The sequence below is a fragment of the Sulfitobacter sp. GN1-4 genome (assembly GCF_055693825.1).
The window spans coordinates 3,422,314-3,448,607 of sequence record NZ_JBVFUQ010000003.1; the positions used below are offsets into that span (position 1 = coordinate 3,422,314).

Consider the following 26,294-nt stretch of genomic DNA (forward strand, 5'->3'; position numbering starts at 1 on the left):
CGCGCAAAGGTGAGCCGCCCAGCCCCTGCACGCGCGGTGCAACGCGATGCGCTCCCCAACCCGCCAAAAAACCGCCGCCCCTCGTCAGCCGCCCAGCGCCCCCAAAACTTTTCTCAAAAAATTTCGCACCCGCTGTCGATTGGCGGCCTTTCCGCGCGTCGTGTGGGTGAAGCGGCAAAAAAGCCCTTCCCAATCTCAGACGAGAGGAAAGTCTTATGAACGTCAAAAAACTCGCCTTCTACACAGCATGCGGCATCGCAGCACTCACCGCGGCGACCCTCAGCTTACCGCGCCACGTGATGATTGAACGCAGCTCAATGGTTCAGGCCGCGCCCCAAGCCGTGATCGATCTTGCCGCATCCAATGTCGGCTACCAGCGCTTTAACCCCTACAAAGACCTGGACCCAAATCTGCAGGTTGAAATGTTTGGCCCGACATCCGGGGTTGGTTCTGGCTTTTCGTTTGAAAGCAAAGACGGCGCTGGCACGCAAACGGTGGCCTCTGTTTCGGCCAATCAGGTGGTGTTTGACCTTGATCTTGGACCGTTGGGCCAGCCCACCCAGGCGATCTCGGCTGTGGCGCTGGAGGATGCCACCGAAGTCACTTGGCGCATGGACATGGATTTGGGCATGAACCCGGTGTTCCGCGTCATGGGGCTTTTCATGGATGGCATGATCGGCCCCAACTTCGAACTTGGCCTTGCCAACATCGCCGACGTCGCGGCTTAATCTGAAACTCATCAAGGGACATAAAACAATGCGTTACACATTTCTTCTTTACTCCGATCCTGCAATGGCCGCTGGCATGACAGAAGAGGACTGGGCTAAGTCCAAGGAAATCTACGGACAATACATCGGCGCGCTGCAAGAGGCAGGCGTCTTTATTGAAACCGACTGGCTTCACCCCGCCGATACCGCAACGACAGTCACACTGGCGGGCGGCGAAAAACAGGTGCAGGACGGCCCCTTTGCTGAGACGAAAGAAACCCTGGGCGGCTATTTCGCCATCGACGTGCCCAACCTGGATGAAGCGATGAAATGGGCCGAACAATGCCCCCACGTCCACTACGGCAAACTGGAAATCCGCGCATCCGCGATGGACAGCGTGTGAGCGAAAGCGAAACGCAGGCGCGGGCAGAGGATGTTGCCCGCGCCGCTTACGGCAAACTCATCGCGATGTTGGCCAGCCGCACAGGCGACATCATCGCCGCCGAAGACGCGCTTGCCGATGCTTTTGTGGCCGCTCTGAAAACCTGGCCCGCGCGCGGCATTCCCGACAAACCCGAGGCCTGGCTTTTGACCGTGGCCAAAAACAGACGCATTGATCAGGCGCGCAGGGATGCCCGTTTGGTCATCACGGACAAGGCAAATGATATGGCCGACGCACAGGCAATAGAACCCGATGAGGCTGGGTTGGATGAACGGCTGAAACTGCTCTTTGTCTGCGCCCACCCCGCCATCGACGCGGCCATTCGCACGCCGCTTATGTTGCAAACCGTTCTGGGGCTGGAGGCGGATCAGATCGCCAAGGCATTCCTTGTCAAACCCGCCACGATGGCCCAACGGCTGGTGCGGGCGAAACGCAAGATCAAGACCGCCGGCATTCCCTTCGTCATTCCCGAACCCGACGCCTACCCTGAGCGGATGGTCGCTGTGCTAGAAGCCGTCTATGGCGCTTACGCGCTGGACTGGCTGGAGGGGGAGGGCGACATCAGCCATGAGGCGTTCTTTTTGTCCAACATCCTGGCCGAACTCGCCCCCGAAAACCCCGAAACGCTTGGCCTGACAGCCCTGATTGGCTTGATTGAGGCCCGCCGGGACGCACGCATCAGCGATGGGGTTTTGGTCCCAGTGCCTGAGCAAGACACCAGCCTTTGGGACAGTGATCTCATCGAACGCTCCGTTAGCCTGCTGACCCAAGCCTCCCTCAGGCGCACACCCAAAAGCGTGCCGGGAAGGTTCCAACTAGAAGCGGCCATTCAATCCGTTCACGCTGCACGCTCGGTGACGGGCAAAACAGACTGGCGGGCACTGTCCCAGCTCTATCAAGGCTTGATGCACGCCTATCCCTCCATCGGGGGGGCCGTCAGCCGCGCGGCCGTCGTCGCAGAAGATGCAGGCCCCGCAGAAGGCCTCAGGATGTTGGCGCTGATTAAGTTTGACGGGTTGGAAAACTACCAACCCTTCCATGCGGTGCGGGCGCATTGTCTGATGGGCTTAGGCCGCACCGCAGACGCGGCAGAGGCCTATACCATAGCCATCTCACTTTGCACCGATGCCCCCTCAAAACGGTGGCTTGAGAAAAAAATCGCTGAAGTGCGGAAAAAAATGTCCTGAGTTGTCGATTGGCAGAGGCTACGTGCGTCGTGTGGGCAGAAGGGACGCAAAACGCGCATCCCCCAAGCCAAAAGGACCAGACCCATGACCACACTCTACACCCTCATCGCTATCATCGCCGCCCTTGCCCTGATCGCCCTGCTGTTGCCGCGCAAAGTCGTTATCAGCCGGCAGGCAGATGTCGCCCTGCGCGCTGAGGATATCATCGCCCGCGTGGCCAGCACCGATGGCTTTCAAACCTTCAACCCCTACCGCACAACCGACCCGGAGCTGAAAATCATCCCATTTGGCCCGGCCTCAGGCGTGGGTTCGGGTTTCCGCTTTGAAGGCAAAGAAGGCAAAGGCACGCAAACCGTCACCGATGTCTCTGCGACCCGCGTGACGCATCTGATTGACCTCGGTGCCATGGGCAAACCCGTGCAAACGATTGAAGCAAAAGCGACAGACACCGGGGCCCAGGTCACATGGACCGTCACATCTGACATGGGCTATAACCCCGTCTTCCGCATCTTCGGTCTGTTCATGGACCGCATGCTTGGCAAAACATATGAGCGGGGCCTGAAAAACATCGCGGCACTGACACAGGGGTAAGCATACCCCGAAACCGAAGGCGCATATCCCATGCGCCTTTATTTCACGCCAAGCACCCTGATCGGCTCTGCAATCCCGCGCACATCGACCGGTCCCAAATCCTCAAACCCCGCCTGATCCACGCCTGCGTCAGCAACGCTCTGCGCGGATGCCACAAGTCTGAGGTCTCTCTCCTTGGCCATCGCCTCAAAGCGGGAGGCAATGTTGACGGTCCTTCCCAGGGCCGTGAACTCAAGCCGCCTTTCATCGCCAAAGGCCCCCACCAACGCAGGCCCGGCAAACAGACCGCCCGCAATGGCGATGCCCGGCCCCACAGATGCATCCCCCCGACGCCGCGCCGCCACCCCATCCGCGATGACCCTAAACGCCGCATGGGCCTGACCTGCTGATGTGGTGTCATCATCACTCAGCCCGAAAATAACCATAGCTCCATCGCCCACAAATTTGTCCACGACCCCGCTGTGCTGCTCTGCTGCGTCCAGCACCAAAGAGCGGAACCACAAAAGAATGTCGGCAACCTGCCGGGCCTCCAGGCTCTCACTCAACTCCGTGAACCCCCGCAGATCCACCATCAAAACAGCAACGTTGCGCCGCTCAGGTGTCCGCAGACGCTGCAGCGCTTCATCCCCCAAACCATTGCGCAGCTCTTCGGGCAGGAACCGCCGCAGGTTGTCTGAATCCTCGACCTCTTTGGCAACGCGCACCACCAGGCTGCGGGATCTGTAAACCGCCGTCCCAATCACCAATGCCAGCGTTGTCAGCATCACAAACCGCATCACATTGGGCGGCGGCGAATACAGCACGCGCATTTCTTCAACCACAGACGGGGCCCAGGTCTGATCCGACAGCGGATTGTGAAAGGCAATCACCGCACAGGTGACGATCAACAAAACGGAGGTAAAGACATGCAATTCCAACCGGTAGCGCAGCGCCTGAATGCTCAACACCAGCGCGATCACCAGAATAAGCGGGCTGGCCAAAGCAACCAAAGACGGCGTCGCCACATCCCGCACATCAATATAAAGCTGTGCGGCCAGCAGCAGAACCTCCAGCGCGTTAAACAGCCAACTTTGCCAAAATCTGAACCGGCTCGGATGCGAAAAGTAAAAATTCACAGCCCCCAGAACAAAATACGCAGCCGCCCCAACCAGCAGAAACATCAGCTCCAGCCGGCGCACACTCAGGCCCGCCGTCTCCAGCCTCAGCAACAGCCCGCACACGCCCAGGAACAACGCCGCTGACAGGATCATCCTCAGCGTCGCAATGATCCGCTCTGCCCGCACATCAGAGGCGCGCAGCATCTCCGTGCCACGGTTTGGCTTGATGTGGCTGACTGTCATGGCCTGTCCCAATAAACCGAAGGTGATCGCGCAACCGCGCAGATACCCGGCAGTGTAGGGATGCAAGGACGCCCTGTCAGGCCTTTGCTGCGGGTTTCAGGAAATGACACGGGCGCCTCAAAACATACCATCTTGTATGTTTTTTCAAAACAGCATACAAAAAGGTATGTTTTACGAAAGGACATCGTATGAGTTTCTGGTTTTTCTCTGCGGCGGGCGGGTTGTCTGCCCTCTGGCTCGCCATCCATTTGACCGCCGGAGAACGCGACATCGCACATCCGCTCCTGCGCGCTGATGAACTTGACCCAGTGGTGCGGGAAACCCAATACCTCTGCTGGCATTTCACAAGCGTTTCAATTGCTTGCATGGCAGGGTTCTTTAGCATGGCCGCTTTGCAAGCCAGCAGCGCTTTCGCAATCGCAGGGCTGGCACTTGCCTCAGGCTTTGCCCTTTGCGGCATCTTTCTTGTCACAATCAGAGGCGCAAATCACAGACTTGTCCCGCAGGGCTGGCTGTTTGCCCCCGTGGTTCTCCTTGGTGTTCTGGGATTGGCAGCATGACGAAAAAGCGGCGGTTAAAGGCGCAAGACTGGGTTGCACTGGGCTTGGCAGAACTTTCCCGGCAGGGGCCAGACGCGGTCAAACTGGAAGCGATCTGCGCAACTGCCGGCCTTACCCGCGGGTCGTTCTATCATCATTTTGAGGACCACAACGCCTTTCTGCGATCCTTGGCTGAGGCTTGGACAAAGCAATCCACCGAGGATGTCGCGGCCAGCATCACCAGCACCACATCCATCCATGAAACCGCCGCCGATCTCACGACCGCCGCGATGGCGATTGACTACAAACTCGAACTGGGGATGCGAGAGCTTGGGCGCAGACGGCCCGAGATCGCGCAAATCCTGCGCGATACCGACCAGACCCGCATCACCATACTTACCCGTATATATGTCGAGCGTTTCGGGATTGATCAGACCACCGCCGAAGATTTGGCATTTCTGGAATACGCCGCCTTCAGCGGCATGATCCTGCTGCAGCCAGACATGGCAAAAAGCCATCAACACCGACTGGCCGCGCGATACGACACCCTCGTCGAAAAAGCACTGTCCCAAGGGGGCCAATCCGCTGACCCTTCCCAGCCGCGCTAAACAGACGCGGATCGCCCTCCCCCTCCTGCCGGACTGTCGCCCGGCTGCAGTCAGCGCGCCGGGCACGCGCGCGTCTCAATCGCCTCCAGAAGACCGGCAACCGTCACGGGCTTTTCGGCAAACCTGGCCTCGGCCAGTTGCGCCAGATGATCTGCCGGGCTGGCGTGTTTATCTCTCAGGCCAACGGCTCACCTCACCATCGGGAGACTGAGCAGAGCCCCGCCAGGCGGCGGCCTTGAACTGCGCAATCTCCATGCGCCCTCAATCCTCAATCTCATCCACCACGATCTGGCGGTTCATGTCGTAATATCGGCCATCAGACCGCCGCACATACCCCCGCTCCACCAGCGCGCTGTCGCCAAACCGGGGGCGGCCGTCTTCGGCAAATTGGGTATAGATGTCTTCGGTATCCGGCCCCCGGATCAGCGCCGCAATCCGCCCATGCATCCAGGCAGCCAGCACATTGTTCATCCGCTGCTGATAGCCCTTCCCGAACTTGCGGAAAAACCGAACCACATCCGCGTCCACCCGCAGGGTGATCCGCACCTTCTCGGCCTGTCCCTTTTCGCGCGCGATCTGGTGCCATTGGGTGGGGATACGTTTGGCATCCAGCACCTCTTGGTGCAGATCCCATTCGATCTGCTGCATCAGATCGGTGAAGTAGTTGAAATGCTCACGCTGGGTTTTGTTTCGTTTTGCCATCTGCGCCTCCTGGTGTCGTTTGCGATGGCGAGACTGTGAAACTTTCGTTAAAAATGTCCGAACCCACCGTATGCACTGGCAGTGTACGCCCGGTGTACGCGGTGTGACTTTTTACGATTTGGTAACCTTGGGGCCTCCCCCACGGCCAGCCCCGCACAGAACATGAGGATCCCATGTACACTCCAGCCATCACCGGCACCGGCGTTTTCACCCCCAAAGAGGTCATCACCAACGCCGAATTGGTCGATGCTTTCAACGCCTATGTTGATCTCTTCAACGCCGAAAACGCCACCGCAATCGACGCAGGAGAGGTCGCCGCGAAAGAGCATTCCTCAGAAAGCTTCATCGTCAAAGCATCGGGGATTGAGCAACGCTATGTTCTCGATAAATCAGGCGTTCTGGACCCCAAGGTGATGCACCCCCTGCTGCGCCAGCGTGCGGATGATGAACCCTCCCAGATGGCGGAAATGGCGCTGGATGCCGCCAAGAAGGCGCTTGAGGCCGCGGGCAAGACGGCAGCGGATGTGGATGCGGTGATCTGTGCAGCCTCCAACCTGGAACGCGCCTATCCGGCGGTCGCGATTGAGATCCAACAGCTCTTGGGCATCAACGGCTTTGCCTTTGACATGAACGTCGCCTGTTCCTCCGCCACGTTCGGCATCCAGGCCGCCGCTGACATGGTCCGCTCCGGCTCCATCCGCTCCGCTTTGGTGGTGAACCCTGAGATCTGCTCGGCCCATCTGGAGTGGCGCGACAGGGATTGTCATTTCATCTTTGGCGACGTCGCAACAGCCACGTTGATTGAGCGCGCGGAGAACGCAAACGGGGCCTATTTCGAAGTGAAATCCACCCGCTGCGCCACTGAGTTTTCCAACAACATCCGCAACAACAACGGCTTTTTGCGCCGCTCGCGGCCGGATGGCATGGCCGACCGGCGCGACATGCAATTCATGCAAAACGGCCGCAAGGTGTTCAAAGAAGTGGTGCCGATGGTGTCTGATCATATCGGGCAGCATATGGCGGATGAGGGCGTACAAGCCACTGATCTCAAACGCCTTTGGCTGCATCAAGCCAACAAGTCCATGAACGATTTCATCGGGCGCAAAGTTCTGGGCCGCGCGCCCGAAGGGATGGAGCAGCCCAACATTTTGCAAGACTACGCAAATACCTCCTCTGCCGGGTCGATCATCGCGTTCTCCAAATATTCGGACGATCTGCAGAATGGCGATTGGGGGCTGATTTGTTCGTTTGGAGCGGGCTATTCCGTGGGGTCTGTGCTGGTGCAACGGCACGGCTAGGCCAGATCGCCGGCCCCAGCCAAAGCCGCATACCAACCTTCAGGCGCGTTCTATTTTTTCGACACGCGCTTGTGCACCTCTTCGGCGGTTTCCACCCGTTCGGAGTAGCGATCCACCAGCATGTCTTTGCGGCCCCGCACCATCCAGGTGAATTTGACCAGCTCTTCCATCACGTCAACAACGCGGGCGTAAAACGGCCCCTCCGGCAAGCGGCCTTTGCCGTCAAATTCCAGCCAGGCCTTGGGGATGGAGGATTGATTTGGGATCGTCACCATCCGCATCCAGCGGCCCAGAATGCGCATCTGGTTTACCGCGTTAAAACTCTGCGAACCGCCGCTGACCTGCATCACCGCAAGCGTCTTGCCTTGGGTCGGGCGGATACCGCCTTTCAGCGACAGGGGCAGCCAGTCGATCTGGCTTTTCATGATGCCGGTCATGGCCCCATGGCGTTCCGGGCTGGACCAGACCATGCCTTCGGCCCAGACAGCTAAATCGCGCAGCTCAGCCACTTTGGGATGATCGGGATCATCGCCATCAGGCTGGGGCAAACCGGTGGGGTCAAACATCCGGGTTTCGCAGCCCAGATGCTCTAGAATACGCGCGGCTTCTTCCGCTGCCCGGCGCGAATAGCTTTGGGCACGGATAGAGCCATAAAGCAGAAGTATCCGAGGTTTATGCCCCGGATCGTCGGCGGACTTATACGCCTCTACATCAATCGCAGGCAGATAATCGGCCCGCAAACTGGGCAGATCAGCTGCCACTTTCATCCTCAAGATTAAGCTTCATGTCCACAAGCACCTGCTGCAACAGCGTGGTTTCTTTCAGCAGACGTTTTGCTTCATTCACGCTGATCATACCGTCCAGCATGCTTTCTTGATACTCCGCCATCAGCATCGCAAACCGCTGGCTGAGGGCGATCACATCCGCGTTCACCCCGCCGGTGCGTTCGGTGTTGCGCAGCCGGTCTTCAAAGTTAAGCGACACGCCCCGCAACTCAGCCAGGGCGGCAGTGACATGCGGATAGCTTGAAGCCGCTTCCAGCTGTGCCACTGCGTCGATGGGCATGAAGCGGTCGGTGTGTTCTTCGTTGTCCGAATAGTAGCGCCCCAGTGTGGCCTTGGATTTCCCCGTCAGCTCACAAGCGGGCTCAATGCCTACATCCTTCACCAATGCTTCGGTGTGCTTTTTCAAATAACTGCCAATAACGGCCATGTCGTGTTTTCCCGATTCCCCGAATCCCTTCCACTCCACGCACATCGGGGAAAGGACGTTGGCTTTTCCCATTAATGTGTCCCAAGGCAAATGTCATTGTCTTAATCACTCCACCTCCGTTGGGTGGAGCGTACGAGTACCACCGCAGAAACATGAGGTGGGGAGTAAGGTTACGTACGCCGTCGGGCTTGGCCGGTTCCGCACAGACCGGCCAAGCCGCGCGCGGCGTGCGGCCCGTTGTGTCACAGGCGCTTGAACGCCATGGCCTGCTTGGCATAACAGACGGTATGGCCAAGCTCTATTTTCACTATTCCACGATGAACGCCGGCAAATCGACAGTGCTGTTGCAAGCCGCGCATAACTATGAAGAACGCGGGATGGAGACCTATCTGCTGACCGCGCAATTTGATGGCCGCGCCGGTGAAGGCCGCATCGGATCGCGTATCGGGATCAGCAAAGAGGCCGACACCTATGCACCCGGCGAAGACCTTTTTGCCAAGCTGAGCGCGCGTTTGTCGGCAGGGCCTTGTGCCTGTGTGTTTGTGGATGAGGCGCAATTTCTGGAGGCAGACCAGGTGTGGCAATTGGCCCGCGCGGTAGATGATCTGAAAGTCCCGGTGATGTGTTTTGGGCTGCGCGTGGATTTTCAGGGCAAGCTTTTCCCCGGATCCGCGACGTTGCTGGCGCTGGCCGATGAGATGCGCGAGGTGCGCACCATCTGTCATTGCGGCAAGAAGGCCACGATGGTGGTGCGGATGGATGACGCGGGCAATGTGCTCAAGGACGGCGCGCAGGTGCAAATCGGCGGGAATGAGACCTATGTCTCACTTTGCCGCATTCATTGGCGCGCGGCAGTGGGCGATCGCCCTTCGGGCGACGGGTAGCTTTGCCTGACAGCCCCCCGCGTTCAACAGGTTGTGGGACGTTTCCCCGTCCCTGCGACAGGCATCCGGCCTTAATGCATCCGCCCGCCGTTTGGCACCGTTTGATCAGGCGACAAAAGCACGATGGCCCCGTCGGCATCCGGTAGGCCCAGCACCAGGACTTCAGACATAAAGGGGCCAATCTGGCGCGGGGGAAAGTTCACCACGGCCATGACCTGTTTGCCCACAAGCCCGTCAGGATCGTAGTGCACCGTGATCTGAGCCGAGGTTTTGCGCAGGCCAATCTCTTCTCCGAAATCCACCCAAAGCTTGATCGCAGGCTTGCGCGCTTCGGGGAAGGGTTCAGCGCGGGTCACCGTGCCCACGCGGATGTCCACGTTCAGAAAGTCGTCAAAAGTGATCTCAGCCACGGGCAAGCTCCTTTGAGCGGTTGGTGGCGGCCGCGACAGCCTTGTTCAACAGTGCCGGAAAACCCTCTGTCTCATGCATCAACACCTCAAGCGCGGCCTGGGTCGTGCCATTGGGCGAGGTCACGTTGACACGCAGCTGGCTTGGGTCTTCTTCCGCCGATTGGGCCAGCGCACCGGCCCCGGCCACGGTGGCCTTGGCAAGCTGCATGGCCAGATCGGCCGGCAGGCCCTGCGCAGCACCTGCGGCGGCCAGCGTTTCGATCAGATGAAAGACATAGGCCGGGCCAGAACCGCTGACCCCGGTAACCGCATCAATCTGCGCTTCATCGGTCAGGCGCACCACCTCGCCCACGGCGCTGAGCAGGCTTTCCGCCTCATCCAGGGCGTCAGGACCTGCCGCTGCGTTGGCCACGATGGCCGATATCCCGCGTGAGATGGCAGCAGGCGTGTTGGGCATGGCGCGGACCACAGGGGTGTTGGCCCCCAGCGTGTCTTCGAAAAACTGCAAGGGCGTTCCGGCGGCGACGCTGACGAAAAGGGTGCTGGAATTGCCCATCTTTTGCAGGCTTGGCAGGGCCTCAGCCATCATTTGCGGTTTGACCGCGACAAGCACGATGGCAGGGTCTGCTGGCAGTTCAGCGTTTATCTGCACGCCCTGCCCTTGCAGCCAGTCTGACGGATAAGGATCGACCACCCAAACAGAGCTGGGCGGGAGCCCGCGTGCCAACCATCCAGCAAGCATGGCCGAGCCCATCTTGCCACATCCCAAAAGGACCAGGCCTTTTGCCGCTATTCTCGTGTTTTGCATGGTGCCCCCACTTGTCTGTGGGGGAGAGTGTTACGCCCGGCCGTAAGCCTCTGCAATGGCGACTTGCAGCGCCTCTTCAGGAGATTTGTCGCCCCAAACCTGCAGCTGGAGGGCGGGGTAATACCGCTCAGCTGACAAGACGGCGGCACCGATCATGGTGTCGATCTGCTCAGCGCTGGCGTCATGGCCGCCCGCACAGACAAGGCCGTAGCGGTAGACCATCAGCTTTTGTTCCGCCCAATAGGTAAAGGCCCCGGCCCAGCATTGGTCATTCACCTTGTTTAGCAGATCAAACAGCCCCGGCAGACGGTGATCGGGCGGGTCCATTTCAAAGGTGCAGATCAGGCGCAGCGTTTCATCATAGGCCGACCAGGCCAAGGTGATAGAATAGGTCCGCCACTGGCCCTCAACAGCCATGGCAATCTGTTCATCTGATATCCGGTCAAAATCCCACTCATGGTAGGCTGCCAGGTGTTCAACGATGTCGATAGGGTGGATTTCTTCTTCTAGGTACTGCTCGGACAGGGCCATTTTGACACCTCTTTTCTATGTCCATTCCCGACAGCGCAGCGCCATACAAGGAATAGAAGCCTGTACAATAGGCCGTTGGGCGAGCAACCGCCTATACAAGATATGGTGGAGGCAAAGAGGGGCGCCTGGCAACCCTTTTCTTGGGGATAACCGCAGTTTGTGGGGGATAACTGTCATATCTTGTGGATCAGCCACAACGATAGGCAAGAGCGAGCCGCAGCTTAGTCGATGTAGGTGTAGCCCAAAACAACGCTGGCCAATTTGTCCGGCGTGTGGGCCAGAAACCCGAAGGTCAGCGGCCCCCAATATTCTTTTCGGCTGAATTCCGTCATCTCTTCGTCCGAGCGCCCTCGCGGTGTGGCTGTGATCTTGAGCCCATCAAAGGCGCCCAACACGTCGTCCAGGTTTGGGGCCTGATCGGGCGGGAGGGTCAGGGCCAGAAGGGAGGCGCGTCCGTCCGGGTAAAAGCGCAGCTCGATGTTGGAAAAGACCGGGCCGAACGCCGTCTCGCCGCAGGCCTCGCCCCAGATGCGGGTGCCTTTTTCCACGGTTTGCATTTCAATGCCCAGCTGCAATGACGCGTCATCAATGGACTGGGGCGGCCCCGGCAGAAGACGTTTGATGAAGGACAGGTAGTGTGCGGGATCAGTCATGATATGCGGCCATTGTCGTGAAAAGGGGGCGTGCAACGGGGCCGCGTGGCAGGGGCATGAGGTGCCAGGTGCGGGGACTTGGGTCATTTTGCACCGCTTTTGTCATGCAGCTCATCATACTGCTTGCCGTAATACTCAATATAATTCTTGCACTTGTGATCGTTGCCTGACGGCACTTCGATCGGGCCAAATTTCGTAGCGATGGTTTCGAGCGCCTTCTTTGTATCTCCGTCCTTGAGATATTGATCATAGGCCGCTTCATAAGTAGGCAGCGCAGATGGGTGGCCCGAGACTTTGATATTCTGATGGCCATTTGCCAGCAGTTCACGCTGGATGCGTATGTTCTCCATCACTGCCTCGGCTTCGCCAAGCAGCATGGAGTGGATAAAGGCCTCGCGCGATGACCAATCGGGGGGGCGGTGATCTTCTGCGTGACCCACTTCATGCGCCAGCGCCTGCACCACGCGGCGCGGATTGCCCAGATCATTCGCGTCTATGGTGATGAGTTTGATGCCCCTTTGGGCGTGTGTGCCCTTGCCCGCCTTGCCCACCTCGACGCGCCAGCCGTCTTTTTCCAGATCCTGAATGGACTGCGTCAGCTCTGGCGAAAGTCCGACAATATCCATGGCGGCTTCAGGCACGAAATCGGTCATGTTGCCCGCCGTTTCGCGCAGCATCTCTTTGTTAAACTCGCCAAGCCGGTCAAACGCCTTGTCCAAAGATGTCAGCGCCTTGGCCCAGTCTTCATCTGCGATGGCCTTGTCGATCTTATCTGGCCACAGCGTAATCCAGACATATTCGTCTTTCGTTTCTTTGGTCAGGTCCCGCGTGGCTTCGGCATATTGCGCATGGAAGGACTTTTGCCGGTGCAGGCTGTCTTTCTTTTTTTGCGCGATGGTATTGAGTATTTCCGCCACCAGGGCTTCGACCCGGTCCATACGGCCCAACGCCTGAAAAAACTGGCTGTCGGCTTCGTCCTTCTCCATGTCCGCAACGACCTTTTCAAGCTCCTCTTGCTGCGGCTTGATGTAGGCGGTCCGAGGGTCAACAACACGTGCTTGGGCAAGCTCAGTTGCCAGCGCGGCTTTGCGCACTTTGTACTCTACCGGTTCATCAAAGAGCGCTTCGATATCTTTGATAAATGCTTCCAGATGCGTCAGTTTATTTACGGCTGATGCGTAATCCCCTGCATCCACAAAACCCTCAATTTCGCGCTGGGTGTCCAACATGTGCCGCACAAGGTCTGGGCCAAACTCCAGCTCGCAGTGTTCAACCGCCTTGGCCCGCTTTTCAAGCGGAGGGTAGTCATGGAAAAACTCGTCTTTGCTGCCTTCTTGTTTGATCAGTTCAGGATAGAGCGCTTCAACCTCTTGAATGATCTCAAGCAGGATCGGTTTGGCGGCGGCGGTGTCAGGCACGGCGATCAGCTCATACATCTTGTCTGATTTGCGCTGAATAGCGTCGCGTTGGGTGGCAAACTGAGGCAACCGGCTTTCTAACACCTCAAAAAGCTGATCTTCGATCCCTTTGAGTGCACTTTCGAAATCCTGGTTTTCGAATTCATATTGCTCTTGCTGCGCCTCTATTGGCGCGAGGGTCTTGAGGGCTTCGGCCAGAGCTTCGTTGGCCTTTTGAAACCCCTCAGAGGCCTTTGCCGCATCTATCTTGCTGGTATGATCCGCAAGTTTCCGAAGACCGTCGACCAGAAAATCTGGTTGAGGGCTGGTGCGATCCAGATAGGCGACACGTTCGTCATAGTCCCGGCGATTAGGCTGATACTCTTTCGCCGCCGCCCCTTCGGCATCGGCTTCTTCAAAGAGCGGCTGCACCCGAACCAGCAAAGCGTCCAGGGCCGTACAGGCATCTGTCCAACGTTCTTCGCGCGCGCAGGTCAGAACGCCGCGATACTCCTCCCGCACGCTTTTAGCCTCGGGGTGTGCTGCGATATTTAGCGCAATGAGCCCATCTTGCGCATGGCTTAGATCGTCACGGCGGTCCTGCCAGAGTTTCTTGTTCTGTTCATAGGTGTGTCGAAGGGTGGCAATAACTTCCTGAGCTTCCGCGATCTTTTGCTCAATGCGGTTCAGCACCTCTTCTTCGTCGGCATCAATGACGCCATCGGCTTGATAGAGCGTGTGCATCTCTGTGTGGTGATCCCGAAAGCCGGCGATCTCCGCCTCAAAAATGGCAATCTGTTCAAGCGATGGGTTCTTATTCATACCATTCCTCAACATCGGCCGTAGCCGATTACAGGCATTGAGAGGGTTTGGCAGGCAGATAAATTACCGCCACATCAATGCTGTCACAAATAACTTTGGCGCATCAAAGCATATAAACCCTGCTGCGCAAAGAAAATTTTGGAATGTCAGTTGGCGTGCTGAGGGCCGTTAGCCCTTGGTAGCACCTTCAAGCGCCTCAAGCCGGGCTTTGAGCGCCTCATTTTCCTCGCGGGCCTTCTGGGCCATGGCGCGGACGGCATCAAATTCTTCGCGGGTGACAAAATCACGGTCGGCCAGCCAGCGGTCTACCATGCTTTTCATGGCGTTTTCGGCCTCTTCCTTAGCCCCCTGCGCCACGCCCATCGCGTTTGTCATCAGTTGCGACACATCATCAAAAATCTTGTTGCGGCTTTGCATGGCAAGCTCCCGTTTTCAGCTGTTCCCTATATGGGGTCTGCGAAGGGGACAGGCAAGGTTGACTTCCCCGTCCAAGACGGCTCAATCAGGCCATGGTTGCGATGATCCCTTTTCCCAATATTTCGCCGGAAATCTTTTCGGTCACCTTTTGGGGCATAGAATTTGCGCTGCGCTGGTATGCGCTGGCTTATATTGTGGGTATTTTGCTGGGCTGGCGGTTGGTTGTGGGGGCCGCGCGCACACCGCGGTTGTGGCGCAATGACACACCCGTGATGTCCCCACGCCAGATCGAAGATCTGCTGTTCTGGGTGATCCTGGGTGTGATTATCGGCGGGCGGCTGGGCTATGTGATTTTCTACCAAGCCGGCTATTATCTGGAAAACCCCCTGCGGGTCTTGCAGATCTGGGAAGGCGGCATGTCGTTTCATGGTGGCGCGATTGGCGTCATCTTGGCCGCATTTTTCTACACCAAGGCGCATAAGATTGCGACCATATCCGCAGGCGATCTGATCACGCTGGGCTTGGCCCCAGGTCTGTTTTTGGGCCGTGTGGCCAATTTCATCAACGCTGAGCTTTGGGGACGGCCCACGGATCTGCCCTGGGGTGTGGCCTTTCCGGGACAGGCGGCACAGTTCTGCCCCGGCGTTTTGGGCATTTGCGCCAGACACCCTCACAGCTTTACGAAGCGGTACTGGAAGGTTTGGTGCTGGGCATTGTTCTGTTGTGGATGGCCTGGCGGCGCGATGCGCTGAAAGCGCAGGGGCTGCTGATCGGGACGTTTCTGGCAGGTTACGGGATTGGGCGTTTTATCGTGGAATTCGTGCGCCAGCCCGATCCGCAATTCATCACCCCCGGCAATCCACTAGGACTGGCCCTTCAAACCGGCGGCTATGGGTTCACCATGGGGCAGTTGCTGTGCATCCCGATGGTGCTGATCGGCCTCTTCTTTATCCTGCGCGCCCGCCGCGGCGCATGAGCCTGCTGGAACACATCACCGCACGCATCAGCGCCCAGGGGCCCATGCGGGTGGACGAATACATGACCACCTGCCTGCTGCACCCCAAGTTTGGGTATTACGCAACGCGTGATCCTTTTGGGCAGGCGGGCGATTTCGTCACCGCGCCTGAAATCAGCCAGATGTTTGGCGAGTTGATCGGCCTGAGCCTGGCGCAAACCTGGCTGAGCCAAGGCGCACCTGAGCGGTTTACCCTGGCTGAGCTGGGGCCGGGCCGGGGCACGCTAATGGCTGATGCGCTGCGGGCGTGCCGAGGCGTGCCGGGATTTGTTGACGCCGCTGAGATTGTGCTGGTGGAGGCGTCAGAGGTGTTGCGCCGCGTCCAGCGTGAGACGCTGCAGGGCCATGAGGTGAGCTGGCAACCCGATACATCCGCCCTGCCCCAGCAGCCGCTTTTTCTGATCGCGAATGAGTTCTTTGACGCGCTCCCGATCCGGCAGTTTGTGCGCGCGCAAGATCAATGGCGGGAACGGCATGTTGGACTGTCAGACAGTGCCTTGGCCTTCGGGCTGGGCCCCGCACAGCCGCAACCGGCCTTGGCGGGGCGCATGCTGGATACGCCTGACGGCACATTGATAGAAACCTGCACCAGTGCGCTGACCGTGCTGGACCCGGTCGCAGACCGGATCGCCACCCATGGTGGTGCCGCGCTGATCATTGATTACGGGGGTTGGCGCACGCGCGGCGACAGCCTGCAGGCAGTGAAGGCGCATCAGAAGGTGGGCGTGTTTGAAACACCCGGTGAGGCGGATTTGACCGCGCATGTGGATTTTCAGGGCCTGACCCAGATGGCCGAAAGCTGTGCGCACAGCGCCCTGACGCCGCAAGGTGTGTTTCTGGAGCGCTTGGGCATCACACAACGTGCCCAAGACCTGGCGCGCGGGCTGAGCGGAGAGGCTCTTGAAAGCCACATCGCTGCGCATCGGCGGTTGACGCACCCGCAAGAAATGGGAAACCTGTTTCAAGTGCTGGCGCTGATGCAACCCGGTGCCGCTGCCCCGCCTGGAGTGTCCCAATGACGCTGGAAATTCTAACCTCGGATGCTTTGGCACCGGTCAAGCATGGGTTCTTTACCCGGCGTGGCGGTGCCTCTTCTGGTGTGTTCGCGGGGCTGAATTGCGGCGAAGGCAGCAGCGACCAACGCGAGGTTGTCGCCATTAACCGCGCCCGCGTTGCCCAAGCCATGGGCGTGCCGGACGAAAACCTTGCAGGGGTGCATCAGGTGCATTCCGCCACTGCGATCACGGTGGACGCGCCGATGCAGAGCAAACCCAAGGCGGATGCCTTGGTGACAAACACACCTGGGATTGCGCTGTCGGTTTTGGCAGCCGATTGCCAGCCGGTGCTTTTTGCAGATGCCAGCGCCGGGGTCATCGGAGCCGCGCATGCAGGCTGGCGCGGCGCGCTGGACGGCGTGTTGGCCAGCACGGTGGCGGCCATGGAATCCCTAGGCGCGGCGCGCGAAAAGATCACCGCCATCATCGGCCCGTGCATTTCGCAACGGGCTTATGAAGTGGGGCCGGAGTTCTTTGAGGATTTCATCGCCGAAGATCAGGCCTTTGACCGGTTCTTTATCCAAGGCGAAGGCGACCGGATGCTGTTTGACCTGCCGGGCTTTGGCCTAAGCCAGTTGCGGGCGGCAGGCGTGGGCCATGCGGAGTGGATCCGCCACTGCACCTACAGCGATGCGGATCGATTCTTTTCCTACCGGCGCGCGACCCACGCCAAAGAAGCAGACTATGGCCGGCTGATATCGGTGATCACGCTCTGATCTGGGCATAAATGCGGCGGACTGCGCCCTGATTGTGCCTGAATGGGAAACACTGGTCTGGAAACAATCGCACAAGTTTCCGCTGTTTGTTCACAATAACCGCGCAAATCTACATAAAAACAAGGGCACTTCGCGAATGGGGCAGCTTGGTCACATTGAGGCACGGATTGTGCGGAAGATTTTTAGAAAAACTGCGAAGCGGTCAAAAACCGGCCCGATTGCAGGGCCATATTGATCCTCAAGAAAGGGCAGAAGCCCGCATTATCAGCCAGAGGATGAGAGCCATGAACACCAACACACGTTTCATCAAAGCGATTGTAGAAGCTGCTGCCAAAGAAGAGACCGCGATGCCATGGGCCCGCGGCGCGCGCCGCAAGGCCTTTATTGCCAAGCGCAACGGCATGGAAGCCGACCAGAAAACCGCTTAACCTAACGCTTTTAGGCCCTACTGCCGGGCCTGATTGTCTTGAAAAAGCCCCGGATGCGATTCGACGCATCCGGGGCTTTTTCGTTTTCCAACCTGGGCCGAGAATGTGGCGCCGGGGCGTAAATTAAGGAAACAGAAAGGCGTTGTCTGCAAACATTGGACTCAAATATCGCATCAATTCCCCCCGGTTTTGACTTCGCACGCGCGCTTGGGCCATTCAGGTCTTCGCTACTGAAATGACGTTCGTTATTTCCGTGCTCGTCGGTGGGGGCCGACACGGATGTGACCAACCTGAGTGAGGGTGATCGCATGACGCTGAATACCGCCTACGGCGCAAAGAAAACGGTTGTGACCGACAAACAGACCTCTGGCCAGCAGGGCCGGGTTTCGCCGCTGTCGAAGATTCCGCAGCGCAGTTTTGAGTTTGCCGCCCTGCGCCCGGACGGATCGCTGATCATCGGACAAGACAGTGCGCCTGCCATTCACCTTTTTGAAAACGCCTTTTCCGCCTTTGCCCGTGGGACGTTGATCACCACGCCGGATGGCGATGTTGCTGTCGAAGATTTGCAGCCCGGCGATATGATCAGCACCGCGGATGGCGGCGCGGAAAAGCTAGTTTGGATCGGCTCCAGCAACTTTGTGCCAGCCGATGCCGGACGGCGGTTGCCGCTCTGCCGCATCATGCCGGATGCCTTTGGCAGGGGACGCCCCGACAGCTATCTGACGCTGGGGCCTGCGGCGCGTATCCTGCACACGCCGCATGAATTGCGCGCAGAGGCGGGCGAAAAACGCATGTTGGTGTCGCTGAACACCTTCGTGGATGGCGTCAATGTGATCGAAGTCGTCCCGCCCACGCCCATCCGCCTATTCCATCTGTGCCTTGCGCGGCACGCAGTGATGATCGCCAGCGGCATCGAAATTGAAAGCTATCACCCTGGGGCCAACGCCACGCTGTCTGTTTCAGAAGCGTTGCGCACGCGCTTCATGGCGATGTTCCCGCATATCACGCGGATCAGCGATTTTGGGCCAGTGGCCTACCCCCGCGCACCAGAACCGGTGCCAGGGGCGGAATTTGGTCAGGTTATGGCTTAACTTCCAACCGCTGTTCCATCACGTCAAAGGGCACGCCGGGCTCATCCTTGGCACCCCGAATGACAAGGCTGGTCTTCACGCTTTCGACGTTGGGCGTGGTTAACAACTCACCCGTCAGAAAGCTTTGAAAGCTGGACAGGTCGGGGGCCACGCATTTGAGGATGAAATCCACCTCGCCGTTGAGCATGTGACACTCACGCACCAGCGGCCAGGCGCGGCACTTTTCCTCAAACGCGCTCAGATCCACCTCTGCCTGGCTGGCCAAACCGACCATGGCAAAGACCTGTACTTCAAACCCAAGCTCACGGGCATCGACATCGGCGTGGTAGCCTTTGATATAGCCCTGCTCTTCCAGCGTGCGGACCCGGCGCAGACAGGGCGGCGCGGAGATGCCCACACGTTTGGCCAACTCTACATTGGTCATACGCCCGTCTGCCTGCAGCTCAGCCAGAATTTTCCGATCAATCGGATCAAGCCGTGTGGATGCCATTGAATGTCCCTTTCAATTCGCGATTCTTATAACAGGGCGCGGGCTGGGCGCAATAATGTTTCGCAAAGACGCAATATTCTTTCTAATCCCCTCTTGAGCAATGCCCAAATAACGCGCACGCCAAGCGCTCCAGCAGGGCTTTAAGTTGGCCTGCCGGGGGGCTATATCGGACGGGCTGCATCGAAGAACGCGAGGGGATTCACATGGCTGAGACACGCAAGACCAAGGTACTGATCATCGGGTCCGGCCCTGCGGGCTATACCGCTGGAGTCTATGCCAGCCGCGCCATGTTGGAGCCGATCCTGGTGCAGGGCATTGAGCCGGGCGGCCAGCTCACCACAACCACCGAGGTTGAGAACTGGCCCGGCGATACAGAGGTGCAGGGCCCCGATTTGATGGTGCGCATGGAGGCACATGCCAAGGCCATGGGCACGGAAATCATCGCCGACATCATCACCGACCTTGATCTGTCGTCCCGTCCGTTCCACGCCAAAAGCGACAGCGGCACGACCTATGTGGCCGACGCGGTGATCCTGGCGACTGGGGCACGCGCGAAATGGCTGGGGCTGGAAAGCGAAGAGAAATTCAAAGGCTTCGGCGTTTCTGCCTGCGCCACCTGCGACGGCTTCTTTTACCGCGGCCAAGAGATTGTGGTCATTGGCGGGGGCAACACCGCCGTAGAAGAGGCACTGTTCCTGACGAACTTCGCCTCCAAGGTCACGCTTGTGCACCGGCGCGATGAGCTGCGTGCCGAAAAGATCCTGATCGACCGGCTGATGAAGAACCCCAAGATTGAACCGCTTTGGTTTCACACGCTGGAAGAAGTCTATGGCGGCGACAGCCCACTGGGAGTGGAAGGCATCAAGGTCAAGCACACCAAAACCGGCGAGATTACCGACATCCCGTGCAAGGGCGTCTTTGTGGCCATCGGCCATGCACCCGCCAACGAATTGGTCAAAGACACGCTGGAGACGCACATGGGCGGCTATGTGGTGACCCAACCCGACAGCACCGCGACATCCGTGCCCGGTGTCTTTGCCGCAGGCGATCTGACCGATCACAAGTACCGCCAAGCTGTGACAAGTGCCGGCATGGGCTGCATGGCCGCCCTTGAAGCGGAACGTTTCCTGGCCGAAGGCGAAGGCGAAAACGCCGATGCCCACGCCGCACCCGTCGTTCAGGTCGCTGAGTGAGTTGACGCCAAGCCGCCCGCCTTCCAAGGTGTTGTGACACCTGAGGGCAGACAATGAACGACATCTGGCGCGGCAACTGGGCGACACGCATGCGCATCGCAAGCGGGCTTGTGCTGTTCGCCTTTGCGCTCACCCATTTTTTGAACGTGGGCTTGGGTCTTTTTTCAACCGAGATCATGCTGGCCGCGCAAGAGGCCCGCAAGGCCGTGACCCGCAGCGACGTAGGCTCTCTTCTGCTTTACGGCGCGCTTTTTGTGCATGTGGGCTTGGCTTTGCTCAAACTGGCCAAACGCGGCACGCTGCGCATGCCCTTTTGGGAGGCGCTGCAGATCGCACTTGGCTTGGTCATCCCTGTGCTTCTTGCGGCCCATCTTGTGCACACGCGCGGCGCGCATCAGCAGTTCGGCGTGAATGATGAGATGAGCTACATCATGCTGTTGATCCACGGCACATTGGACGGCTGGAAGCAAAGCGCGCTGTTGCTGATCGTCTGGGTTCACAGCTGCATCGGCCTGCATTTCTGGCTGCGCAGCCAAAAGTGGTGGCGCGATGCCTTACCGGTGATGGCAGGACTTGCCGCACTGGTGCCTGGATTTGCGTTGGCGGGGTTTCTGGTGGAAGGCCGCCGCGTGAATGCGGCCTGGGCTGATCCTGAGCAACAAGCCGCACTTGCCCAGCGTTTCAACTTTCCCGACGGGGCGACCTTTGGCGCGCTTATCCGGCAAAGCGATCAGGCGTTGTGGGGGTTCGGGGTTATCATGTTGGCCGTCGCTTTGGCCTACATCGTGAAATTCGTGCGGCTGCGCAAACGCTCCGTTCGGATCAAATATGCACGGGGCGGAGAGATTACCGCGCCCAAAGGCCTGACTTTGTTGGAAATGTCGCGAATGCGGGGCATCCCCCATGCAGCGCTTTGTGGCGGGCGGGGACGCTGTACGACCTGCCGCGTCTTGGTGGTGGAAGGGGCTGACCTGCTGCATCCCCCCAGCGATGCAGAAGCCAAAAGCCTGGCGGCCGTAGGCGCAGAACCGAACACACGCCTGGCCTGTCAGATCAAGCCCATGGACCCGATGACCGTGTTTCGGGTGTTCCAATCAGACGGTCGGCGCAAGCACCGCGAACACGCAAGCCAGGGCGAAGAAAAGGAGCTGGCGCTGCTCTTTCTCGACATGCGCGGATTTACAGCGCGCACCACAGGGCAGTTGCCCTATGACGTGGTGTTTTTGTTGAACCGTTTCTTTGATGCGATCGTCCCCGGCATCCTCAACGAAGGCGGCACCATCGACAAATACCTGGGCGACGGGTTTCTGGCCGTGTTTGAAACAGCTGACGCGACAAGCTCAGCCAAGGCCGCATTGCGCGCGATTGAGCGGATCGGTCAAGCCTTGGCTGAGTTTAATGAAACCCTAGCCTCTGAGGGGCAAAGCCCTGTCGCCATTGGCATTGGCGCGCATTTGGGTGAGGTTGTGCTGGGGGAGATCGGGGCGGCGGGTGCAGCACCGCGCACCTTGATCGGTGATACGGTCAACACCGCATCCCGCATCGAAGGCGTCACCAAAGAGCACAAAGTGCAGGCGTTGATTTCATTGCCACTATTGGAAAAGGCGGGCATTCACCTGCCCGCATCTGATTTCATCGCGTTGGAATTGCGTGGGCTTAGCACCCCGCTGCCCGCCTGGCCTGTAAAAGAGGCGAGCGATTTGCACGACCTGATCACGCAAAAAACGGCCCAAGAAACAGTGCCAGCGCAGTAATTCCCGGCATTCCTGCACCTTTTGATGACTTTTTTACCGTTAAACCGATGTCCACCTAGACTTTTGCAACCAGGAAGCGGCATAGGGCAAGAAACTGGGCACACCAGAACGAGGCAACACGAGACACGACATGAGCATGCTACCCAACCTGACCCCGATCCCTGAACTTTACGTATCCTACGAGTCTGCGCAGAAGATGAAGCTGGACGCGGCCGAGCTTGTCAGCCACGACCTGACGCCGCGCCAGATCTGCGATCTGGAACTTCTGATGAACGGCGGCTTCAACCCGCTCAAAGGGTTCTTGTCGCAAGAGGATTATGACGGCGTTGTCGAAAACATGCGCCTTGCGGACGGCACGCTGTGGCCCATGCCCATCACGCTGGATGTCAGCGAAAGCTTTGCCGACAGCCTTGAGATTGGGCAGGACATCGCGCTGCGCGATCAAGAAGGCGTTATTCTGGCCACGATGACCGTGACGGACCGCTTCACGCCGAACAAGGCGCGCGAAGCGGAGAAGGTTTTTGGCGCCGATGACGCGGCACATCCGGCCGTCAATTATCTGCACAACCAGGCAGGCGCGGTGTACTTGGGCGGGCCTGTAACCGGCATTCAACAGCCCGTGCATTACGATTTCCGTGCCCGTCGCGACACGCCCAACGAATTGCGCGCCTATTTCCGCAAACTTGGCTGGCGCAAGGTCGTGGCGTTTCAAACCCGCAACCCGCTGCACCGCGCGCACCAAGAGCTGACGTTCCGCGCCGCCCGTGAGGCGCAGGCGAACCTGCTAATCCATCCGGTTGTGGGCATGACGAAACCCGGCGACGTGGATCACTTTACCCGCGTGCGCTGCTATGAGGCGGTGCTTGATAAATACCCCGCCGCCACCACCAACATGAGCCTGCTGAACCTTGCCATGCGCATGGCAGGCCCACGGGAAGCAGTCTGGCACGGGCTGATCCGCAAAAACCACGGCTGCACGCATTTCATCGTGGGCCGGGATCACGCGGGGCCGGGTAAGAATTCCGCAGGTGAGGATTTCTATGGCCCCTATGATGCACAAGATCTGTTCCGCGAACACCAGGAAGAGATGGGCATCGAAATGGTCGACTTTAAGCACATGGTTTATGTGCAAGAACGCGCCCAATATGAGCCCGCCGATGAGATCCTGGACAAAGACGATGTCACCATCCTGAACATCTCAGGCACTGAGCTGCGCCGTCGTCTGCAAGAAGGCCTGGAGATCCCTGAGTGGTTCTCTTTCCCCGAAGTGGTCACCGAACTGCGCCGCACGCGGCCGCCACGCTCTCAGCAAGGGTTTACGGTTTTCTTCACCGGGTTCTCAGGCTCTGGCAAATCGACCATCGCCAACGCGCTGATGGTCAAACTGATGGAAATGGGGGGACGGCCCGTGACGCTCTTGGATGGCGACATTGTTCGCAAGAACCTGTCCTCTGAGCTGGGCTTTTCCAAAGAACACCGCGATTTGAACATCCGCCGCATCGGTTATGTCGCAAGTGAAATCACCAAAAACGGCGGGATCGCCATCTGCGCCCCGATCGCCCCTTATGCCACCACCCGCCGTGCGGTACGCGAAGACATCGAAGGCTTTGGCGCCTTTGTCGAAGTGCATGTGGCCACCAGCCTGGAAGAATGTGAGCGGCGCGACCGCAAGGGTCTGTATAAGCTGGCGCGCGAAGGCAAGATCAAGGAATTCACCGGCATTTCAGACCCTTACGATGTGCCAGAAAATCCTGAGCTGCGGGTTGAGACCGAAAATGTCGAAGTGGACAATTGCGCCCATCAGGTGCTTTTGAAGCTGGAAAGCATGGGGCTGATTGCCGCGCAGTAAGCGGCAGGCCCTTAAGATCACCTCGCCAAGTCAAAGCGCGTCACCGCGCAGAATGACACAGACGCACCCTGGACCCTGTCCGGGGTGCTGCCGTTTTGGGGGTCAGACCGGCAAGAAGACCTCGCCCGACATGACCACCACGCCCTGCCCGCCGACCTTGACGCCGGTGATCGCATCGGGCGGGCCCAAAACCTCAACCTGCGCTTGGCCGGGCCGGCCCATGCCGTGGCCCTGCTCAGCCAGATATGCAGGGGCGTCGATCAGCCCGCGTGACCACAGATAGCTTGCCGCAGCGCCGGTGGCGGACCCTGTGAAAGGATCCTCAGGCGGGTTTGGGGGGCCCAGAACCAAACGCGCATAGGTATCGCCCGGGGCGGTCGCCCCTTCGCGCGTGATCCAATAAGGCTCCATCACATCCGCAGCAGTAAGCCCGGTGTGCGCGCGAAACGCCTCAAGCGCGGCGACATCCAAGCGCACCCGATCAACCGCCGCCTTGTCGCGCAGCAGTGTGACGCAAAACGGCAGGCCTGTTGAGACAATCTGGGGCGGCGCGATGATGTCCTCAGGTGCCAAACCGCCAACGGCTGCGATGATCTTGGCAGGCACCTCCATGCCAAAGCTGGGCGCGATTTGGGTCATGGTGATCTGAGTGCCCGCAACCTCCACCGGCACCAAACCTGCCCCTGTCTCAAGCGTGAGCGGGCCATCAGCGATCAGACCCCGGTGCCGCATGGCAGCGACGGTTGCGATGGTGGGATGACCAGCAAAGGGGATTTCCTGGCTGGCCAGGTAGTATTTGACCTTGATGTCGGCCACCTGCGACGGCCCGGTGAACGTGCATTCCACCAAAGATGTTTCGCGCACATAGGCGGTGCAAACATCGTCCGGCACCCCCGCACCGCCATGCACCACAGCACAGCCATTGCCGCCAAACGGCGCATCGGCAAAGGCGTCTACCCAGTCAAATTCAAATGCCATCATCCCCCCTTTCATGAAAAAAGCCGCAGGAAACCCCGCGGCCTTTCAGCTTTACCCGGCGGTCGCACTCCTGCAACCGGCCAGGCGATCAATGTACCATAACGGGCGCGTAATCATGCTGGCGGGCCAGCGAAAACGCCAGCTTGCGGTCCCCCACAAGCGCCAGCTGCTTGCCCTTGGCGTCATGCACGGCATAGATCAGGTCAAGCCCTTCGGCCTGCACACGCATGTCTTTCGGCAGATCATTCACGGCGATGGATTTCACGTAAACCGTTCTATCACCGGTGGTTTGGGCCATGTCTTGCATCGAATTTACCCTTTCTTGATCTTGATCGTTTGCACAATTGTCTCAGGCTTGGCGCGGGTCAGATCCACGTGCAGCAGACCATTTTCCATACGGGCCTCGCCCACATCCACACCATCAGCTAGCACAAATGAACGTTGGAACTGACGTGACGCGATGCCGCGATGCAAAAACACACGATCATCGCCATCGTCGGTCTGGCGGCCCCGGATCACCAATTGGCGGTCTTCCACGGTGATCGACAGGTCATCTTCGCCAAAGCCCGCAACGGCCAACGTGATGCGGTAGCTGAAGTCAGAGGTTTGTTCGATGTTGAAGGGCGGATACCCTTCGTTACCGGATTTAGCGGTGCGTTCCAGCACACGCTCAAGCTGTTCAAAACCCAGCATATGCGGGTATGAGGCAAGCGTTAACTTTGTCATGCGACACGTCCTTGCAAAAAAAGCGACAGTCAGAAGCGGATCCCATGCAGGCAACCCGCAAAAAAGAATATGGTGGCCCCCGCCACGCGGTGCAAGGGTTTTGCGGGATAGAGGTGAACACTATATTGTAAGGTCAGAGGCTGGCCACGGAATCGCTCAAAATGAACGCACCCACCGATCTTTCGATGAAAACCGATGAGGTTTTGCGCGTTGAGCTTGAGGTTTTTCGCCGTGAACATCGCGATCTGGATGAAGCGATCCAAGCCCTGGTCGAACGCGCCACGGCGGATCAGCTGACCTTGCAGCGGCTGAAAAAGCGCAAATTGCGCCTGAAAGATCAGATCGCGATGATCGAAGACCGTCTGACGCCGGATATCATTGCATAGTATCGCCCCTCGGTTGCGGCTTGGCCGTTGCCCCTCAGTTCAGGCTGGCTATAGTGCGCGCTCCG

General features: G+C 58.8%; 30 protein-coding genes and 1 pseudogene. 17 read left to right on the top strand and 14 right to left on the bottom strand.

Annotation, left to right across the window (positions count from 1 at the left end; all coding sequences use genetic code 11):
* Positions 1 to 215 precede the first annotated feature (215 nt).
* From ACZ1HM_RS17425 to ACZ1HM_RS17440, 4 genes are all read left to right on the top strand, one after another.
* Complete coding sequence (locus ACZ1HM_RS17425) at positions 216 to 728, top strand: SRPBCC family protein (RefSeq protein ID WP_472743908.1); 513 nt, start codon at positions 216 to 218, stop codon at positions 726 to 728.
* Between the two features lie 28 nt (positions 729 to 756).
* Entirely contained in the window at positions 757 to 1,110 is a 354-nt protein-coding gene (locus ACZ1HM_RS17430; protein WP_472743909.1) for a YciI family protein, read from the top strand.
* The gene (locus ACZ1HM_RS17435; RefSeq protein ID WP_472743910.1) at positions 1,107 to 2,336 is read left to right on the top strand and encodes an RNA polymerase sigma factor; all 1,230 of its coding nucleotides are present in this window, start codon (positions 1,107 to 1,109) and stop codon (positions 2,334 to 2,336) included. The genes ACZ1HM_RS17430 and ACZ1HM_RS17435 overlap by 4 nt, the downstream gene beginning before the upstream one ends.
* An 84-nt stretch (positions 2,337 to 2,420) precedes the next feature.
* A complete protein-coding gene (locus tag ACZ1HM_RS17440; RefSeq protein ID WP_472743911.1) occupies positions 2,421 to 2,927 on the top strand; it encodes an SRPBCC family protein in 507 nt (168 codons plus the stop codon).
* Positions 2,928 to 2,965: 38 nt separating this feature from the next.
* Here ACZ1HM_RS17440 and ACZ1HM_RS17445 read toward each other — a convergent pair whose 3' ends face one another.
* Entirely contained in the window at positions 2,966 to 4,267 is a 1,302-nt protein-coding gene (locus tag ACZ1HM_RS17445) for an adenylate/guanylate cyclase domain-containing protein (protein WP_472743912.1), read from the bottom strand.
* 188 nt (positions 4,268 to 4,455) lie between these two features.
* Here ACZ1HM_RS17445 and ACZ1HM_RS17450 point away from each other — a divergent pair, with 188 nt between their 5' ends.
* Together ACZ1HM_RS17450 and ACZ1HM_RS17455 are read left to right on the top strand one after the other, a co-directional pair.
* Entirely contained in the window at positions 4,456 to 4,827 is a 372-nt protein-coding gene (locus ACZ1HM_RS17450; protein ID WP_472743913.1) for a hypothetical protein, read from the top strand.
* Positions 4,824 to 5,414, top strand: coding sequence for a TetR/AcrR family transcriptional regulator (locus tag ACZ1HM_RS17455; protein WP_472743914.1), 591 nt, complete (start codon positions 4,824 to 4,826; stop codon positions 5,412 to 5,414). Before ACZ1HM_RS17450 ends, ACZ1HM_RS17455 begins: the two co-directional genes overlap by 4 nt.
* A 261-nt stretch (positions 5,415 to 5,675) precedes the next feature.
* On the opposite strand, the gene ACZ1HM_RS17460 is transcribed toward ACZ1HM_RS17455, so the two are convergent.
* The gene (locus tag ACZ1HM_RS17460) at positions 5,676 to 6,116 is read right to left on the bottom strand and encodes a BrnA antitoxin family protein (RefSeq protein ID WP_472743915.1); all 441 of its coding nucleotides are present in this window, start codon (positions 6,114 to 6,116) and stop codon (positions 5,676 to 5,678) included.
* Between the two features lie 173 nt (positions 6,117 to 6,289).
* Here ACZ1HM_RS17460 and ACZ1HM_RS17465 point away from each other — a divergent pair, with 173 nt between their 5' ends.
* A complete protein-coding gene (locus tag ACZ1HM_RS17465) occupies positions 6,290 to 7,414 on the top strand; it encodes a beta-ketoacyl-ACP synthase III (protein WP_472743916.1) in 1,125 nt (374 codons plus the stop codon).
* 50 nt (positions 7,415 to 7,464) lie between these two features.
* Here the strand turns inward: ACZ1HM_RS17465 and arsH are convergent, their stop codons facing one another.
* Positions 7,465 to 8,181, bottom strand: coding sequence for an arsenical resistance protein ArsH (arsH, locus tag ACZ1HM_RS17470; RefSeq protein WP_472743917.1), 717 nt, complete (start codon positions 8,179 to 8,181; stop codon positions 7,465 to 7,467).
* On the bottom strand, positions 8,165 to 8,626 hold the full coding sequence (locus ACZ1HM_RS17475) for a hypothetical protein (RefSeq protein WP_472743918.1): 462 nt from the start codon (positions 8,624 to 8,626) through the stop codon (positions 8,165 to 8,167). The genes arsH and ACZ1HM_RS17475 overlap by 17 nt, the downstream gene beginning before the upstream one ends.
* 287 nt (positions 8,627 to 8,913) lie before the next feature.
* Here ACZ1HM_RS17475 and ACZ1HM_RS17480 point away from each other — a divergent pair, with 287 nt between their 5' ends.
* Positions 8,914 to 9,510 carry a thymidine kinase gene (locus tag ACZ1HM_RS17480; protein ID WP_472744655.1) on the top strand — a complete coding sequence of 199 codons (597 nt, stop codon included), beginning with the start codon at positions 8,914 to 8,916 and terminating at the stop codon, positions 9,508 to 9,510.
* A gap of 71 nt (positions 9,511 to 9,581) precedes the next feature.
* Here ACZ1HM_RS17480 and ACZ1HM_RS17485 read toward each other — a convergent pair whose 3' ends face one another.
* From ACZ1HM_RS17485 to ACZ1HM_RS17510, 6 genes are all read right to left on the bottom strand, one after another.
* Entirely contained in the window at positions 9,582 to 9,920 is a 339-nt protein-coding gene (locus tag ACZ1HM_RS17485; RefSeq protein ID WP_472743919.1) for a tRNA-binding protein, read from the bottom strand.
* The gene (gene proC / locus ACZ1HM_RS17490) at positions 9,913 to 10,728 is read right to left on the bottom strand and encodes a pyrroline-5-carboxylate reductase (protein ID WP_472743920.1); all 816 of its coding nucleotides are present in this window, start codon (positions 10,726 to 10,728) and stop codon (positions 9,913 to 9,915) included. The genes ACZ1HM_RS17485 and proC overlap by 8 nt, the downstream gene beginning before the upstream one ends.
* Positions 10,729 to 10,758: 30 nt before the next feature.
* Positions 10,759 to 11,259: a type III secretion system chaperone family protein gene (locus ACZ1HM_RS17495; protein WP_472743921.1), complete on the bottom strand. Its 501-nt coding sequence runs from the start codon at positions 11,257 to 11,259 to the stop codon at positions 10,759 to 10,761.
* 221 nt (positions 11,260 to 11,480) lie between these two features.
* Positions 11,481 to 11,912 (bottom strand): hypothetical protein, encoded by a 432-nt coding sequence (locus tag ACZ1HM_RS17500; RefSeq protein ID WP_472743922.1) that lies wholly within the window; start codon positions 11,910 to 11,912, stop codon positions 11,481 to 11,483.
* 83 nt (positions 11,913 to 11,995) lie between these two features.
* The gene (locus ACZ1HM_RS17505) at positions 11,996 to 14,131 is read right to left on the bottom strand and encodes a hypothetical protein (RefSeq protein ID WP_472743923.1); all 2,136 of its coding nucleotides are present in this window, start codon (positions 14,129 to 14,131) and stop codon (positions 11,996 to 11,998) included.
* Positions 14,132 to 14,299: 168 nt separating this feature from the next.
* On the bottom strand, positions 14,300 to 14,548 hold the full coding sequence (locus ACZ1HM_RS17510; RefSeq protein WP_472743924.1) for an accessory factor UbiK family protein: 249 nt from the start codon (positions 14,546 to 14,548) through the stop codon (positions 14,300 to 14,302).
* A gap of 92 nt (positions 14,549 to 14,640) precedes the next feature.
* On the opposite strand from ACZ1HM_RS17510, the pseudogene lgt reads away from it, so the two are divergent.
* From lgt to ACZ1HM_RS17535, 5 genes and pseudogenes are all read left to right on the top strand, one after another.
* Positions 14,641 to 15,524: pseudogene (gene lgt, locus ACZ1HM_RS17515) on the top strand (prolipoprotein diacylglyceryl transferase).
* Complete coding sequence (locus tag ACZ1HM_RS17520; protein WP_472743925.1) at positions 15,521 to 16,582, top strand: class I SAM-dependent methyltransferase; 1,062 nt, start codon at positions 15,521 to 15,523, stop codon at positions 16,580 to 16,582. Before lgt ends, ACZ1HM_RS17520 begins: the two are co-directional and overlap by 4 nt.
* Positions 16,579 to 17,334, top strand: coding sequence for a peptidoglycan editing factor PgeF (pgeF, locus tag ACZ1HM_RS17525; RefSeq protein ID WP_472743926.1), 756 nt, complete (start codon positions 16,579 to 16,581; stop codon positions 17,332 to 17,334). The genes ACZ1HM_RS17520 and pgeF overlap by 4 nt, the downstream gene beginning before the upstream one ends.
* Before the next feature lie 284 nt (positions 17,335 to 17,618).
* Positions 17,619 to 17,762 (top strand): hypothetical protein, encoded by a 144-nt coding sequence (locus tag ACZ1HM_RS17530; protein WP_472743927.1) that lies wholly within the window; start codon positions 17,619 to 17,621, stop codon positions 17,760 to 17,762.
* Between the two features lie 308 nt (positions 17,763 to 18,070).
* Positions 18,071 to 18,853 carry a Hint domain-containing protein gene (locus ACZ1HM_RS17535; RefSeq protein ID WP_472743928.1) on the top strand — a complete coding sequence of 261 codons (783 nt, stop codon included), beginning with the start codon at positions 18,071 to 18,073 and terminating at the stop codon, positions 18,851 to 18,853.
* Here ACZ1HM_RS17535 and ACZ1HM_RS17540 read toward each other — a convergent pair.
* On the bottom strand, positions 18,843 to 19,343 hold the full coding sequence (locus ACZ1HM_RS17540) for an Lrp/AsnC family transcriptional regulator (protein WP_472743929.1): 501 nt from the start codon (positions 19,341 to 19,343) through the stop codon (positions 18,843 to 18,845). The genes ACZ1HM_RS17535 and ACZ1HM_RS17540 overlap by 11 nt on opposite strands.
* A 203-nt stretch (positions 19,344 to 19,546) precedes the next feature.
* Between ACZ1HM_RS17540 and trxB the strand changes: the two genes are divergently transcribed.
* The 3 genes from trxB (at position 19,547) to ACZ1HM_RS17555 (ending at position 24,139) form a co-directional block, all read left to right on the top strand.
* Complete coding sequence (trxB, locus tag ACZ1HM_RS17545; RefSeq protein WP_472743930.1) at positions 19,547 to 20,536, top strand: thioredoxin-disulfide reductase; 990 nt, start codon at positions 19,547 to 19,549, stop codon at positions 20,534 to 20,536.
* Positions 20,537 to 20,589: 53 nt separating this feature from the next.
* Complete coding sequence (locus tag ACZ1HM_RS17550; RefSeq protein WP_472743931.1) at positions 20,590 to 22,290, top strand: adenylate/guanylate cyclase domain-containing protein; 1,701 nt, start codon at positions 20,590 to 20,592, stop codon at positions 22,288 to 22,290.
* A 130-nt stretch (positions 22,291 to 22,420) separates the two neighbouring features.
* Positions 22,421 to 24,139 (top strand): bifunctional sulfate adenylyltransferase/adenylylsulfate kinase, encoded by a 1,719-nt coding sequence (locus tag ACZ1HM_RS17555; protein WP_472743932.1) that lies wholly within the window; start codon positions 22,421 to 22,423, stop codon positions 24,137 to 24,139.
* A gap of 102 nt (positions 24,140 to 24,241) precedes the next feature.
* Here ACZ1HM_RS17555 and ACZ1HM_RS17560 read toward each other — a convergent pair whose 3' ends face one another.
* From ACZ1HM_RS17560 to ACZ1HM_RS17570, 3 genes are all read right to left on the bottom strand, one after another.
* Entirely contained in the window at positions 24,242 to 25,120 is an 879-nt protein-coding gene (locus ACZ1HM_RS17560) for a PhzF family phenazine biosynthesis protein (protein WP_472743933.1), read from the bottom strand.
* 85 nt (positions 25,121 to 25,205) lie between these two features.
* Complete coding sequence (locus ACZ1HM_RS17565; protein WP_472743934.1) at positions 25,206 to 25,424, bottom strand: DUF1150 family protein; 219 nt, start codon at positions 25,422 to 25,424, stop codon at positions 25,206 to 25,208.
* A gap of 5 nt (positions 25,425 to 25,429) precedes the next feature.
* Positions 25,430 to 25,843: an Hsp20 family protein gene (locus tag ACZ1HM_RS17570; protein ID WP_472743935.1), complete on the bottom strand. Its 414-nt coding sequence runs from the start codon at positions 25,841 to 25,843 to the stop codon at positions 25,430 to 25,432.
* Between the two features lie 161 nt (positions 25,844 to 26,004).
* Here ACZ1HM_RS17570 and ACZ1HM_RS17575 point away from each other — a divergent pair, with 161 nt between their 5' ends.
* Complete coding sequence (locus ACZ1HM_RS17575; RefSeq protein WP_472743936.1) at positions 26,005 to 26,229, top strand: YdcH family protein; 225 nt, start codon at positions 26,005 to 26,007, stop codon at positions 26,227 to 26,229.
* Positions 26,230 to 26,294: the final 65 nt, after the last annotated feature.

What these genes read in the sequence shown, in the direction of transcription:
- ACZ1HM_RS17425 (WP_472743908.1), top strand. Translation starts at nt 216, where the DNA reads ATGAACGTCAAAAAACTCGCCTTCTACACAGCATGCGGCATCGCAGCA.
- ACZ1HM_RS17430 (WP_472743909.1), top strand. Translation starts at nt 757, where the DNA reads ATGCGTTACACATTTCTTCTTTACTCCGATCCTGCAATGGCCGCTGGC.
- ACZ1HM_RS17440 (WP_472743911.1), top strand. Translation starts at nt 2,421, where the DNA reads ATGACCACACTCTACACCCTCATCGCTATCATCGCCGCCCTTGCCCTG.
- ACZ1HM_RS17445 (WP_472743912.1), bottom strand. Translation starts at nt 4,267, where the DNA reads ATGACAGTCAGCCACATCAAGCCAAACCGTGGCACGGAGATGCTGCGC.
- ACZ1HM_RS17450 (WP_472743913.1), top strand. Translation starts at nt 4,456, where the DNA reads ATGAGTTTCTGGTTTTTCTCTGCGGCGGGCGGGTTGTCTGCCCTCTGG.
- ACZ1HM_RS17455 (WP_472743914.1), top strand. Translation starts at nt 4,824, where the DNA reads ATGACGAAAAAGCGGCGGTTAAAGGCGCAAGACTGGGTTGCACTGGGC.
- ACZ1HM_RS17460 (WP_472743915.1), bottom strand. Translation starts at nt 6,116, where the DNA reads ATGGCAAAACGAAACAAAACCCAGCGTGAGCATTTCAACTACTTCACC.
- ACZ1HM_RS17465 (WP_472743916.1), top strand. Translation starts at nt 6,290, where the DNA reads ATGTACACTCCAGCCATCACCGGCACCGGCGTTTTCACCCCCAAAGAG.
- arsH (WP_472743917.1), bottom strand. Translation starts at nt 8,181, where the DNA reads ATGAAAGTGGCAGCTGATCTGCCCAGTTTGCGGGCCGATTATCTGCCT.
- ACZ1HM_RS17475 (WP_472743918.1), bottom strand. Translation starts at nt 8,626, where the DNA reads ATGGCCGTTATTGGCAGTTATTTGAAAAAGCACACCGAAGCATTGGTG.
- ACZ1HM_RS17480 (WP_472744655.1), top strand. Translation starts at nt 8,914, where the DNA reads ATGGCCAAGCTCTATTTTCACTATTCCACGATGAACGCCGGCAAATCG.
- proC (WP_472743920.1), bottom strand. Translation starts at nt 10,728, where the DNA reads ATGCAAAACACGAGAATAGCGGCAAAAGGCCTGGTCCTTTTGGGATGT.
- ACZ1HM_RS17495 (WP_472743921.1), bottom strand. Translation starts at nt 11,259, where the DNA reads ATGGCCCTGTCCGAGCAGTACCTAGAAGAAGAAATCCACCCTATCGAC.
- ACZ1HM_RS17500 (WP_472743922.1), bottom strand. Translation starts at nt 11,912, where the DNA reads ATGACTGATCCCGCACACTACCTGTCCTTCATCAAACGTCTTCTGCCG.
- ACZ1HM_RS17505 (WP_472743923.1), bottom strand. Translation starts at nt 14,131, where the DNA reads ATGAATAAGAACCCATCGCTTGAACAGATTGCCATTTTTGAGGCGGAG.
- ACZ1HM_RS17510 (WP_472743924.1), bottom strand. Translation starts at nt 14,548, where the DNA reads ATGCAAAGCCGCAACAAGATTTTTGATGATGTGTCGCAACTGATGACA.
- ACZ1HM_RS17520 (WP_472743925.1), top strand. Translation starts at nt 15,521, where the DNA reads ATGAGCCTGCTGGAACACATCACCGCACGCATCAGCGCCCAGGGGCCC.
- pgeF (WP_472743926.1), top strand. Translation starts at nt 16,579, where the DNA reads ATGACGCTGGAAATTCTAACCTCGGATGCTTTGGCACCGGTCAAGCAT.
- ACZ1HM_RS17530 (WP_472743927.1), top strand. Translation starts at nt 17,619, where the DNA reads ATGAACACCAACACACGTTTCATCAAAGCGATTGTAGAAGCTGCTGCC.
- ACZ1HM_RS17535 (WP_472743928.1), top strand. Translation starts at nt 18,071, where the DNA reads ATGACGCTGAATACCGCCTACGGCGCAAAGAAAACGGTTGTGACCGAC.
- ACZ1HM_RS17540 (WP_472743929.1), bottom strand. Translation starts at nt 19,343, where the DNA reads ATGGCATCCACACGGCTTGATCCGATTGATCGGAAAATTCTGGCTGAG.
- trxB (WP_472743930.1), top strand. Translation starts at nt 19,547, where the DNA reads ATGGCTGAGACACGCAAGACCAAGGTACTGATCATCGGGTCCGGCCCT.
- ACZ1HM_RS17550 (WP_472743931.1), top strand. Translation starts at nt 20,590, where the DNA reads ATGAACGACATCTGGCGCGGCAACTGGGCGACACGCATGCGCATCGCA.
- ACZ1HM_RS17555 (WP_472743932.1), top strand. Translation starts at nt 22,421, where the DNA reads ATGAGCATGCTACCCAACCTGACCCCGATCCCTGAACTTTACGTATCC.
- ACZ1HM_RS17560 (WP_472743933.1), bottom strand. Translation starts at nt 25,120, where the DNA reads ATGATGGCATTTGAATTTGACTGGGTAGACGCCTTTGCCGATGCGCCG.
- ACZ1HM_RS17565 (WP_472743934.1), bottom strand. Translation starts at nt 25,424, where the DNA reads ATGCAAGACATGGCCCAAACCACCGGTGATAGAACGGTTTACGTGAAA.
- ACZ1HM_RS17570 (WP_472743935.1), bottom strand. Translation starts at nt 25,843, where the DNA reads ATGACAAAGTTAACGCTTGCCTCATACCCGCATATGCTGGGTTTTGAA.
- ACZ1HM_RS17575 (WP_472743936.1), top strand. Translation starts at nt 26,005, where the DNA reads ATGAACGCACCCACCGATCTTTCGATGAAAACCGATGAGGTTTTGCGC.